Annotated in this window: 11 protein-coding genes; 3 read left to right on the top strand and 8 right to left on the bottom strand. The window is 48.0% G+C overall.

Features of this window, described 5'->3' with window-relative positions:
- Nucleotides 1-4: 4 nt before the first annotated feature.
- Together C0Q44_RS08740 and C0Q44_RS08735 are read right to left on the bottom strand one after the other, a co-directional pair.
- Nucleotides 5-733: a polymer-forming cytoskeletal protein gene (locus tag C0Q44_RS08740; protein ID WP_105406912.1), complete on the bottom strand. Its 729-nt coding sequence runs from the start codon at nucleotides 731-733 to the stop codon at nucleotides 5-7.
- Between the two features lie 14 nt (nucleotides 734-747).
- Complete coding sequence (locus C0Q44_RS08735) at nucleotides 748-1,371, bottom strand: YhbD family protein (protein WP_105406911.1); 624 nt, start codon at nucleotides 1,369-1,371, stop codon at nucleotides 748-750.
- A 313-nt stretch (nucleotides 1,372-1,684) separates the two neighbouring features.
- Here C0Q44_RS08735 and C0Q44_RS08730 point away from each other — a divergent pair, with 313 nt between their 5' ends.
- From C0Q44_RS08730 to C0Q44_RS08720, 3 genes are all read left to right on the top strand, one after another.
- Complete coding sequence (locus C0Q44_RS08730; protein WP_105407658.1) at nucleotides 1,685-2,473, top strand: alpha/beta hydrolase; 789 nt, start codon at nucleotides 1,685-1,687, stop codon at nucleotides 2,471-2,473.
- A 236-nt stretch (nucleotides 2,474-2,709) separates the two neighbouring features.
- Entirely contained in the window at nucleotides 2,710-3,399 is a 690-nt protein-coding gene (locus C0Q44_RS08725; RefSeq protein ID WP_105406249.1) for a helix-turn-helix domain-containing protein, read from the top strand.
- 2 nt (nucleotides 3,400-3,401) lie between these two features.
- On the top strand, nucleotides 3,402-4,274 hold the full coding sequence (locus C0Q44_RS08720; protein ID WP_181150857.1) for an IS3 family transposase: 873 nt from the start codon (nucleotides 3,402-3,404) through the stop codon (nucleotides 4,272-4,274).
- Nucleotides 4,275-4,436: 162 nt separating this feature from the next.
- Here C0Q44_RS08720 and argH read toward each other — a convergent pair whose 3' ends face one another.
- The 6 genes from argH to argJ form a co-directional block, all read right to left on the bottom strand.
- Nucleotides 4,437-5,840, bottom strand: coding sequence for an argininosuccinate lyase (gene argH / locus C0Q44_RS08715; protein ID WP_105407657.1), 1,404 nt, complete (start codon nucleotides 5,838-5,840; stop codon nucleotides 4,437-4,439).
- 105 nt (nucleotides 5,841-5,945) lie between these two features.
- Nucleotides 5,946-7,181 carry an argininosuccinate synthase gene (locus tag C0Q44_RS08710; RefSeq protein ID WP_017692004.1) on the bottom strand — a complete coding sequence of 412 codons (1,236 nt, stop codon included), beginning with the start codon at nucleotides 7,179-7,181 and terminating at the stop codon, nucleotides 5,946-5,948.
- Nucleotides 7,182-7,274: 93 nt separating this feature from the next.
- Entirely contained in the window at nucleotides 7,275-8,240 is a 966-nt protein-coding gene (argF, locus tag C0Q44_RS08705; RefSeq protein ID WP_105406910.1) for an ornithine carbamoyltransferase, read from the bottom strand.
- Between the two features lie 204 nt (nucleotides 8,241-8,444).
- On the bottom strand, nucleotides 8,445-9,698 hold the full coding sequence (locus tag C0Q44_RS08700) for an aspartate aminotransferase family protein (protein WP_258166218.1): 1,254 nt from the start codon (nucleotides 9,696-9,698) through the stop codon (nucleotides 8,445-8,447).
- A gap of 397 nt (nucleotides 9,699-10,095) precedes the next feature.
- On the bottom strand, nucleotides 10,096-10,935 hold the full coding sequence (gene argB, locus C0Q44_RS08695) for an acetylglutamate kinase (protein WP_105406909.1): 840 nt from the start codon (nucleotides 10,933-10,935) through the stop codon (nucleotides 10,096-10,098).
- A gap of 367 nt (nucleotides 10,936-11,302) precedes the next feature.
- On the bottom strand, nucleotides 11,303-12,541 hold the full coding sequence (argJ, locus tag C0Q44_RS08690) for a bifunctional glutamate N-acetyltransferase/amino-acid acetyltransferase ArgJ (RefSeq protein ID WP_105406908.1): 1,239 nt from the start codon (nucleotides 12,539-12,541) through the stop codon (nucleotides 11,303-11,305).
- Between the last annotated feature and the right edge of the window lie 17 nt (nucleotides 12,542-12,558).

Below are 12,558 nucleotides of genomic sequence, written 5' to 3'. Positions count from 1 at the left end.
TAATTTATATCCGCTGACTGCTGCCCACCTTGGCTTCCGGATCAACCTCAAGTTCACCTGAGTATTCAACCAGTCTGATGTTACAGCCACGACCGATATGAACCTTGCTCCCTCGGATAATATCAGCCTCCGTATCTTCCAGCAGGATTTCATCTCCCTCTATCAAGGATGCCTTGAAGGAAGGTTTGCCACCCAGACCTATGCTTTTCCAAAAGCCACTCTGTTGTTCCTTACGACGAATATCAATACGCTCTCCGCCCACCTCTTTAGCTGATGAGGAAGTATGCAGCCTGATCTCTACCGTCCCAGCATTCAGAAAACCAGTCATTTTAATATTGCCCTGCACATTCAGGGACTCACATTGCACATCACCTTCAATATCAATCATGCCACCGATATCGATTCGTTCCCCATCCACCTTTCCACGTATGGTACATTTTCCGTTCACTTCAAATTCAGGGCTGTTCACATCTCCCTTAATCGTTGCCATACCATCCACGCGAACACAAGAACTGATCAAGGGACCGTTCAGTGTGCACATGCCGTTGATCGTTGCCCTTTCAGCGTTCAAAGCGCCGTGCATCTTCAATGTCCCATTCACATCCAGAGAGGTACAGTCCAGGTTACCGTTCACCTTAGCCATGCCATCAATGGATACCCTGTGGAATTCCCCACCAGCCGTTTGGCTTATGCCCGATACGTTCAAATCATTCCGCATGTTGCGCTCTTCCATATATAATCCTCTCCTTATCCCAATTTGAGTTTTAATTCTTCCATAAATGTTCCCATGGGCTGCCTAAGAACCACCTTCACACCATTGTCAAAATAAAACTCCGTTCCTGCTGTCACCAGCATGAATGACGGGACACCCATCTTGCGAGTAAGCACAAGTTCGCTCGGTCTTCCTGTGAACCGATAATAATGTTCAGACATCACATCGATCAGCAACGTACCTTCCTGACGAGTCATGTCCCCGCCCATTAACAGCTTATCTAGTACAAAGAGCATCATAATCTGCTCCAAAACATACATGGGTTGTTCCCGCCCCGCTTCTTTCAACAGATCAAGCGAAATCTGTGAAACAATGTTTCGCTCTAACAGTTGTTGAGCAGTCATGTCCACTTCACCCAACGTAGGTGAAAACACGTCTGCCAGCTCATCCAGTGACAATCCGTCTTTCATGTTCAGAATCTTGTCAATGCGCAGTAAAATCTGCTGTTTAGGAAAAAAGGTCTCTTGTCCGGTGTAGGAGGACTTCCGAATGAACCATTCTTCCGGAATGAGATTCTTGCGCTTCCAGCGGTATAACTGGCCGTAGGAGATACCTGTCAGGTCCAGCAGTTCTTTTTTGGAGATCAAATCGTCCGTCATATATGCTCCCCTCTCTTGTCGAAATTAGTGTAACATAACATTGTTACGTTGTAAATTAGGTTAGAAACGGTTTTGAAATTTATTTCGTCATCCGTTTCATACATGTCTTTGGTGTGGTCGCATGAAGAGTTGTACGTACTCCGGGCTTGTTCTGTTATTCTTCAGCTTCATCTTTATTGCATTGGAAGAGTATTGGGTATAACCTGTTACATATAGACACTTGGGAGACATCAGGTTGCGTTTCCCCCTTCTGTCTTCTTCATTTAAAGTAAAGTATGGAGTTCACGAATTTATGAAAGGGGTTTCTTATACCATGGCACTTATTAAATGTGATTTTTATTCGGATACACTTGGACTGAGCACCAGCATGCATGTCATACTGCCACAACAAACCCACAATCAGATCGGCATGGAGAATGTAACCGGCACAGGACTACATCCAACCCTGTACCTGTTACACGGTCTGTCGGATGATGATTCCATCTGGCTGCGCCGGACTTCCATCGAACGTTATGTGGCCAACCTCGGTATCGCCGTTGTTATGCCTCAGGTACATCGCAGCTTCTATACGGATATGGTGGAAGGTGGAAAGTACTGGACGTTTATCAGCGAGGAACTGCCCGCACTCACTCGTTCCTTCTTCCCACTGTCGCATCAACGCGAGGATAACTATGTCGCTGGTTTATCCATGGGTGGATACGGTGCATTCAAGCTGGCCCTTCGCAAACCGGATCAATACGCTGCAGCTGCAAGTCTGTCTGGAGCACTCGATATGTCTGCACATATGGATAGAAACGCATCCTCAGCATTACAACAGACGGAGTTACAGCGGATTTTCGGACCCGATGTGGCAGGTACAGAGAACGATCTGATTCATCTGTTAAAAGAAAATCAATCTGGCGAAAGCCCACGACCTATGCTCTACCAATGTTGTGGAACGGAAGATTTCCTATATGAGGATAATCAAACGTTCCGTCAAGCCTGTGAACAAACGAACTTCGAATTGACATACGAGGAAGGGCCTGGTGAACATGAATGGGGCTACTGGGATGCGAAGATACAGAATGTATTGAACTGGTTGCCTCTGCCTAAGCGGGATTAAAGATATAGGAAAGAAATCTCCAATTTCTCCTAACAGGCCGCATCTAGGAGATTAAACATTTGGAGTAACGGTGTTGCGGAACTTCGTCATATTTCTGGAGGGAAATTGGTTTCCTGGATCATAGACTGAAAACCAATGAAAAAAGCAGGCCTTGGAGGTATTCTGATAAGCTCCCCTCATAGTAGACAGTAGAAAAAAACAAAACTTCTACGTCTATTTATGAGGGGAGCTTTCTCATGTCTAAAAGAAGTCCCATTTCTTTAAAAATCAAATTACACACCGTACAGCGCTGTCTTGAGCACCATTCAAACCCAAATTCGGAAGCTAAACAAATTGGGGTGAGCAAGAGTTCTGTCACGGATTGGATAAGGAAATATAAGGCACATGGATGGAGTGGGTTAAAAGAATCGAAAACATGGAAAACGTACTCAAGGGAATTGAGACTTGCTGCGATCAGAGATGTCTTGTCTGGTGATCTATCCTTAACAGCTGCAACAAAAAAACATCATATTTCGAGTACAAGTGTTTTGAAGAAATGGATTACCAAGTATACTCAAGAGATAGAATTAAAACCTACTCGTAAAGGAAAAGGGCTATCTCATATGAATAAAGGACGTAAAACCACTTTCGAAGAACGTATTGAAATTGCGCAATATACCCTCGCTAATGACCTGGACTATCAGAAAGCAATGGAGAAGTTTGGTGTATCTTATCCGCAAGTGTACGCATGGGTTCGGAAATATCAAGCGGGTCAAGAAGAGGCTCTTCTTGATCGTAGAGGTCGTAAAAAGCCTGTAGAAGAATTGGATGAGCAGGAACGACTCCAGCTGCGGATTAAAGAACTGGAAGCCCGAAATGAATACCTGGAGATGGAGAATGCTTTCGCAAAAAAGTTGGCAGAGATCGAGCGACGAAAACCACGCTAACCTTGGTCAGGCATGTAAAGTGGTATCAAGCCATACAAGAACTACACCATGAAAAAGGATATACCGTTGCGGCGTTATGTGCGCTTGGTGGTGTAGCTCGATCTGCCTATTATAAATGGTTAAAGTGGACACCTTCTGCCAGAGAACGTGAAGGATATATGCTGGCAAAAGAAGTAAAGCGTCGTTATGACAAGCGAGATGGGATTCTAGGCTATCGTCAAATGCGTACCCAGTTAAATCGAAAGCTGCATCAGAAGTATAACAAAAAGCGCTATTATCGAATCATGCGTGCTCTCGGGCTGAAAGCAGTCATTCGTAAAAAACGGCCACATTACGTGAACGCCACCGCGCTCCATGTGGCTGAAAATAAAATGAATCGCAACTTCGCTGCCTCTGCTCCAAATGTCAAATGGTCTACTGATGTGACCGAATTGAAATACGGAAATGGACGTAAAGCTTATTTAAGTGCCATTATAGATGTGTACGATAACTCCATTGTTTCATGGGTACTGAGTCATTTCAACAACAATACACTCGTGATGGATACGCTGAAAAAAGCGTACGTCAAGAATCCGGATGTTTCCCCCATGATTCAGAGCGACAGAGGCTTTCAGTACACGTCTCATGAGTATAACAGGCTCCAGTTGAAGTACGGATTTATCAAGAGCATGTCTCGTGTGAGTCGCTGTTTGGATAACCAGCCGATTGAACGATTTTGGGGTACATATAAGTCAGAAAGTTATTATCTTACGAAGTATGACACCTACGAAGATGTTCACAGGGCAGTTGATCGTTATATGCGCTACTACAACAACTACCGTTACACGGAGTGTTTGGAAGGCTTGTCTCCGAACGAATACCGAAGAGCTGCATAACAAAAAAAGATACCTTAGCACGTCATCCGAGCTAAGGTATCTCAATGAACTAATTTTTGTTTTTTCAACTGTCTACTTGACAGGGAGCGGTTCATATTCCCCTCTCGGCCTGCTTTTCACGTTATACGTTCGTATGGCTGTTTTCCCACTATTCAAGTGGCATTAACCACGGTTGGTAATCCATTGCTCGGTAATCTCCAGTACTTTCTCGCTACGTGCAATCGCATCAGCAACCTGACCCGCAGCCGTTCCGCCATAGACATTACGAGCGTTCACAACGGCTTCCGGTTGAAGCACGTCATAGATCCGGTCATCGAACAGTGGTGAGAACTGACGGAATTCATCAATCGTCAGATCCAGCAAATACTTGCTGTTCTGGATGCAGTACAACACCGTTTTACCAATCACTTCATGCGCTTGACGGAAAGGTAAGCCTTCACCCACGAGGAAGTCGGCAATATCCGTAGCGTTGGAGAAGTCCTGGTTGACCGCTTGACGCATGCGATCCTTGTTCACGGTCATTGTCGCGATCATTGGAGCAAACAGTTGCAGTGCACCTTCCAGCGTCGCTACGGTATCAAACATGCCTTCTTTATCTTCCTGCATGTCTTTGTTGTAAGCCAATGGAAGAGACTTCAGGACCGTAAGCAAACCGATCAGGTTGCCGTACACACGTCCCGTTTTACCACGAACGAGTTCGGGAACATCGGGATTCTTCTTCTGTGGCATAATGCTGCTGCCTGTGCAGAATGCATCGTCCAATTCAACGAAACCAAACTCCGTGCTGCTCCACAGTACCAGTTCTTCACTCAGACGGGACAAGTGAGTCATGATGAGCGAAGCGGCTGCCAGGAACTCAACGATGAAGTCACGGTCGCTTACTGCGTCCAGACTATTCTCGTATACGCCGTCAAAGCCCAGTTGTTCCGCCACAAAATGACGGTCAATCGGGAATGTGGTACCCGCAAGCGCACCTGCACCCAGTGGCAGGATATTAATACGTTTGTAACTGTCCATCAGACGTTCCGCATCCCGTTGGAACATGGACACATACGCCATCAGGTGATGGGCGAACAGAATCGGTTGTGCACGTTGAAGATGCGTATAGCCCGGTACAATCGTATCGAGATTATCTTTGGCTTGTCCAATCAGCGCTTCCTGCAAAGTGTGCAGCATGCCGACAAATCCAACTACACGCTCACGCAGGTACAAGTGCATATCGGTTGCTACCTGATCATTCCGGCTGCGTCCTGTATGTAATTTGCCGCCTACAGGGCCGATGGTGTCGATCAGGTTTTTCTCAATGTTCATGTGGATGTCTTCATCCGATACGGAGAATTCCACTTCGCCCGCACGAATTTTGTGCAGAACGGTGATCAGACCTTCTTTGATGGTCTCCACATCTTCCGCCGGAAGAATACCGCATTTGCCTAGCATCGTTACATGAGCCAGACTTCCCTGGATGTCTTCCTCTGCCAAAGCTTTGTCAAAATTGATTGATGCCGTATATTCCTCAACCAAGTGATTGGTTTGTTTTGTAAACCGTCCTCCCCATAGCTTGCTCACGGTGAGTTCTCCCCTTTCGCTCATGGACAAAACCGCTCCTGCCAGATATGCAAGAACGGCCTGCCTTGTCAGTTATAGTCATGCAGTATGATGTGCATGTTTGAATTAGTTTTTGTTTTGCTCTACACCGGAGTTTACTTTCAGACGCAGTGCGTTCAGGCGGATAAAGCCGGTTGCATCGCCTTGATCGTAGGCTTGCGTGGGATCAGCTTCCATCGTTGCAATATCCGGATTATACAAGCTGACAGGGCTTTTCACACCTGCGCCGATAATATTACCTTTGTACAGTTTCACACGAACCGTACCTGTTACGTTCTTCTGGCTTTCAGTCACCAGCGCTTGCAATGCAAGACGCTCTGGTGCGAACCAGAAGCCGTTGTATACCAGTGTGCTGTAACGTGTAATCAGGCTATCACGCAGGTTCATCACTTCACGGTCCATCGTGATGGATTCCATTTTGCGGTGTGCTGTGAACAAGATTGTTCCACCCGGTGTTTCGTATACGCCACGGCTCTTCATGCCGACAAAGCGGTTCTCGACCATATCTACACGGCCGATACCATGTTTGCCACCCAGTTCGTTCAGTTGTTCCATCACTTGCAGTGGGCTTAGACGCTCACCGTTCAGTGCCACACAGTCACCTTGTTCGAATTCAAGCTCAACATATTCGGCTTGATCCGGTGCATCTTCCGGTGCACTGCTCAGCAGGAACATGTCTTTGTTCTCGTCTGCACTTGGATCGAACCAAGGATCTTCAAGCACACCACTCTCATAGCTGATATGCAGCAGGTTACGGTCCGTCGAGTACGGTTTAGCCGCAGATGCGGTTACCGGAATGCCATGCTTTTCAGCGTAAGCAATCATCTCGGCCCGTCCAGGGAACTGGTTGCGGAATTCTTCCAGACGCCAAGGTGCAATGACGTTAATGTCAGGTGTCAGTGCAGCCGCGTTCAGCTCAAAGCGAACCTGGTCATTCCCTTTGCCCGTAGCGCCGTGAGCGATAGCTGTAGCGCCTTCTGCGCGAGCGATATCCACCATGCGTTTCGCAATCAGTGGACGAGCAATACTTGTACCAAGCAAGTATTGTCCTTCATAGAGGGCGCCCGCTTGGAACATCGGATAGATGAAGTCTTTCGCGAATTCATCGCGCAGATCGTCGATGTATACTTTGGAAGCGCCGGTAGCCAGTGCTTTTTCCTCCAAGCCATCCAGTTCATCCTTTTGACCAATATCCGCTGTAAATGCGATGATCTCTGCATCATATGTTTCTTTCAACCATTTCAAAATTACAGATGTGTCCAACCCGCCTGAATAAGCGAGTACAATTTTTTCCTTAGCCATGTTCGATGGTCCTCCCCAAGATCAGTTGCTATAAACTTTTATCTATCATCGCGAAAACTGCGCCTAAAATCAACCCATTCAGACAAACAATCTCTATTCGCTCATTAATGCAGTCATTAGAGCTTTCTGTGCATGCAATCGATTCTCCGCCTGATCGAAGATCAGGGAGTTCGGTCCATCAATCACACCGGCACTCACTTCTTCACCGCGATGCGCTGGCAGACAGTGCAGGAACATGTAATCCGGCTTCGCGTGTTTCATCAGTTCCTCGTCCACTTGATATGCCGCGAACGCCTGCTCACGAATCTTCTGCTCTTCCTCAAAGCCCATACTTGCCCACACATCGGTGTACACGATATCTGCATCTTTCGCTGCTTCCTGTGCACTGTACGTTACAGTCACTTCAGAACCGCTCTCCTGTGCAATGATACGTGCCTGCTCCACAACTGCGCTATCCGGCTCGTAGCCTTCTGGCGTTGCTACAGCAACATGCATACCCATCTTCGCTGCACCGAGCATCAGAGAGTGCGCCATATTGTTGCCATCTCCGATGTAAGCCATTTTCAGCCCTGTCAGCTTGCCTTTGTGCTCCAGCACCGTTTGGAAGTCTGCCAGTACCTGGCAAGGATGCGCCGCATCGCTCAGGCCGTTAATGACCGGAACATCCGCATGCTCTGCCAGTTCAGTCACATTATGGTGTCCAAAGGTACGGAGCATAATGCCGTCCAGGTAGCGGGACAATACTTTGGCTGTATCATGTGTTGTTTCCCCGCGACCCAGTTGAATGTCGTTTTTGCTCAGGAAGAGTGCGTGTCCGCCCAATTGGAACATACCCACTTCAAAGGATACACGTGTACGTGTGGATGATTTTTCAAAAATAAGTCCGATCGTTTTGCCTTTCAACGGTTGAAAGGGCACACCGCTTTTTTGCTTGCCTTTGATCTCAATCGCGAGATCGAGCAAATAGCGAATTTCCTCTGCTGTGTAGTCCGTGAACTCAATAAAATCACGGCCTCTAAGATCAATCTTCTGTACCTTTTCCGTCTGTTGCGCTGTCATCTATATTGTCCTCCTTATTTCCGGTTCCCTGCACCCGCAGGGGCAGAAGAGTGAGCATCATCGCATTGGATATATATATATGAATGGTGCTTCTCTATCTTCGCCTTCCGCAGATTACCGCGCGGCTACAGGGATTCATCTCATCTGATTCTGCATCGGGAGCCAGTGAAGGCCCCGGGACAGATCGGTTCTTATTTTATAATCTCAGGCTTTCGCCGCCACGTGCTCTTCAATCAGTGTTGCCACCAAGGAGACGGCCTCGTCGATCTCTTCTGTGCTCACATACAGGTTCGGAAGCAAACGAATGACATTCGGTCCTGCAGAGACGAATAAAATACCGCGTTTTTGCCCAGCAAGCACAATATCACCTACCGGCTCAGCACATTCGATGCCGACTAACAATCCCAAGCCACGAACTTCCTTCACAACGGAATTGCCCGCCAAACGATTCCGCAGGGAATTCATCAGGTATTCACCCATCTCCGCTGCACGCTCTGGCAAGCGATCTTCCAGCATCGTTTCAATTGTTGCAATCACAACGGATGAAGCGAGCGGTGTTCCGCCAAAGGTCGTCGCATGACTGCCCGGTGTGAACGCGTCCCGCAGGAAACCTTTACCCAGCATTGCACCTACCGGAAAACCACTGCCAATGCCTTTAGCCACAGTAAACACGTCCGGCTCGATGCCATAATGCTCGTGCGCGAATAGTTTGCCTGTACGTCCCATCCCCGTCTGCACTTCATCGACAATGAGTAACAAACCATGTTCGTCACACAATTTACGTACTTGCTGCACGAATTCCGGTTCAACCGGATACACACCGCCTTCAGCCTGAACCATTTCCAACATAATCGCTGCTGTATGAGGTCCAATGGCTGCTTCAAGTGCAGGGATGTCATGTAAAGGCACCGTTATAAAGCCCGCCGGTAGTGGTAAAAACCCTTCTTTCACCTTATCCTGTCCGGTTGCTGTCAATGTTGCGAGTGTCCGTCCATGGAAGGACTGGGCAAAGGTAATCACTTCATACCGATCCGTGCCTTTCACCTTCTGGTGATAACGACGAGCGACCTTAATAGCTGCTTCGTTCGCTTCAGCACCACTGTTACAGAAGAACACTGCATCCGCGCAAGTATTGGCTGTCAACAATGCTGCTGCTTTCTCCTGACCCGGAATCTGGAACAGGTTGGACACATGCCACAGCTCATCAATCTGAGCTTTCAGCTTGGCTCCCACCTTCTCTGGTGCATGACCCAGGCTAGTTACAGCGAGTCCGCACATGAAATCGAGATAACGGTTGCCTTGGTCATCCCATAACCAACTGCCTTTACCTTTGACCAGGCTGATTGGATAACGCGCATACGTTTGGAAAAGCGAGCTTTCCGTCTGTGCCACTGCACCTGTTGCTGTTGCGCCCGCTACCGCTGTGCCAGAACCTGGCTGTTCGTTGCCTTTTGCCATCACCATTTCACTCCTTATTTGTTGGTACACGCCTAAGGTGAATAAAACATAACACTAGACTACTTCAATTGCAGTCCATCTTCCGAACGTATGCATACTTCCACTTCGATGACAGAACAACCTTCCGATCGCTGTTATCCCCGGATTTTTTTGATTGTCCCTTAAAGGGGGGAATCCAGGGATAGTGTATGCTTCCGAAGTAGCTTTCTTTCAGAAAGCTTTTAGGCGCACGCTTCGCTTCTTCAGGTTATTTCTGTCCTCTCCGTTCTCGCTTTTTGTTTCTTCAGATTGGTTCTGCACTCTACGTTATCGCACTATGCCAGATTCACAAAAAAATCGTGTACATATTTTTTTATATAATATAAGACTATTAAGACCCTGGCGCACGGAGAGCAAATTATTGCATACGGATGATTCTTGTCCCGATGATTTCTCCGCCGAGCACTCGGCTCAGGATCTGGGGTTCGCTGCCGTCTACGATGACGACCTCGCGTACTTGACCATGGATACATGCGATAGCTGCGCGCACTTTAGGAATCATACCGCCGTAAATTTCTCCGGTCTGTATCATGTCCTCAATCTCTTGCACGGATACGGATGGCAGCACTTTCTTCTCACCGTCCACGTTCTTCATGATGCCAGGAACATCGGTCACGACGATCATTCGACTCACGCCGAGATGAGATGCCACGGCACCCGCAGCTGTATCTGCGTTAATGTTGTAGCGTTGTCCAGCTGCATCCACGCCAACTGGCGCAATAACTGGCATGTAACCCATGCTCACGATTCCCTGGATTATCTCGGCATTCACGCCCGTGACATCGCCTACCCATCCAATCTCAGCATGGTTAGACACCGGTTTGGCCTGAATCAGACCTCCATCGACGCCAGACAAACCAAGTGCACGACCGCCCACACGTTGAATCAAGCGCACGATCTGTTTGTTGATACTACCCGCCAGCACCATCTCCACTACGTCGAGCACAGGTTCAGTCGTCTTGCGTAGGCCGTTAACGAATTCGGTTTCGATACCGAGCTTCGACAGGTTATCCGAGATGGCAGGACCCCCGCCATGCACGATCACTGGCCGCGTACCTTGCGACTGCAAATCACGCAAATCTGCGAAGAAAGACTCGGGCAGTGCTGCCAGTGTACTGCCTCCACATTTCATGACAAACATCTGTTTCTCAGTGCTCGCTTCCGTTGCGGTACTCTCATTAGGCAATGTTGAATTCATGAGGGCAATCTCCTTTCTTAGTAAAAATCACATTCAATAAAATTCAACACCTTTAAAAGATGACAATGGCTCGTAGGAGTCCATTCCGAATTCGGATTGTTCTTTCGATCGCTGTTGTCTCCCGGATTTCTCTAATTATCCCTATTAACAGGGGGAAACCCAGAGACAGCTTATGCTTCCGATGCAGCTTTCTTACAGAAAGCTTTTAGGCGCACGCTTCGCTTCTACAGAATCGATTCCGACTTATTCACTTTCCCCGTCAATGATCAGACTCTAAAAGTTTAATCCTTATAGATGTTCTACATATTTTTGCAAAGCAGCTTTTCAATCATGAAGCTGCTAAATTAATAAAACTAAATACAAAATATTACGTGCGGTATGCTGCGTTAATTCGTACATAGTCATACGTCAGGTCACAACCCCAGGCTGTTGCTGTTCCTTCACCGTGGTGCAGATCCACCACAATGCGAACCGTATCTGTTTGCAAATAGGCCAGTGCGGCCTCTTCATCAAATACGACTGGACGGGACTGTTCCAGAACCGGAATATCTCCCAAACGGATATTTACCGTATCCGGGTTCACCGGTTGTCCTGCACGTCCTACGGCTGCAATAATCCGTCCCCAGTTGGCATCCGCGCCGAACATGGCGGATTTCACCAAGCTGGACCCGATGACGGTTTTGGCAATCGCTTGCGCGGATTCATCACTTACCGCACCTGTAACTTCTACCTCGACCAGTTTGGTTGCTCCTTCGCCATCGCGAGCAATAGCTTTGGCCAATACTTGGCATACATAGGTGAACCCAGCTGCAAAAGCCTCCCAATCCGGGTGATCCATCGTCAGCTCTTCATTGCCTGCATATCCACTGGACATCGCTACGAGCATATCATTCGTACTTGTATCCCCATCTACGGTAATCATGTTGAACGTATGGTTGGTTGCCTGGCGCAGCAACCGCTGCAATGCTTCTGCACCAATGACCGCGTCAGAGGTCATGAAAGCGAGCATGGTCGCCATATTCGGATGAATCATCCCCGAGCCCTTGGCGGCTCCCGCAATCGTAACCGTCTTGCCGTTAACGATAACGGAGACGCAGGCTTCCTTTTTCACCAAATCCGTGGTTAGAATGGCTTGTGAGAACTGTTCGGCCTCATTCGCTTCCTTGCCCAGTTGTGTAGGGAGTCCGATAATGCCTGAATGTACAGCGTCCATTTTCAACAACTCACCGATCACACCCGTCGATGCTACAGCCACATCCTCTTCAGCCACACCCAGCTCACGTGCAGCCGCCGAACGCATCGCGTAGGCATCTTCTTCACCCTGTTGTCCTGTACACGCATTCGCATTGCCACTATTGACGATGACCGCCTGAAGTCGTCCATTACTCAAGCTTTCACGTGTTACCTTGAGTGGTGCCGCCTGAAACACGTTCGTTGTGTATACAGCTGCTGCTGTTGCCGGTACATCACAGCGGATCGCTCCGATGTCATTGCGTGATGTTTTTTTCAACCCGCAGTGAAGTCCACCCACAGTGAATCCTCCAGGAGTTACAATTGATCCGTTCTCAACCACGCTAAAAGCCTGTTGCTCGACATTCGTTCCCATATCATATCCCCCGTATG

The organism is Paenibacillus sp. PCH8, from assembly GCF_002968835.1.
Classification (GTDB): domain Bacteria; phylum Bacillota; class Bacilli; order Paenibacillales; family Paenibacillaceae; genus Paenibacillus.
This window is presented reverse-complemented; position numbering and strand designations above follow the sequence as displayed.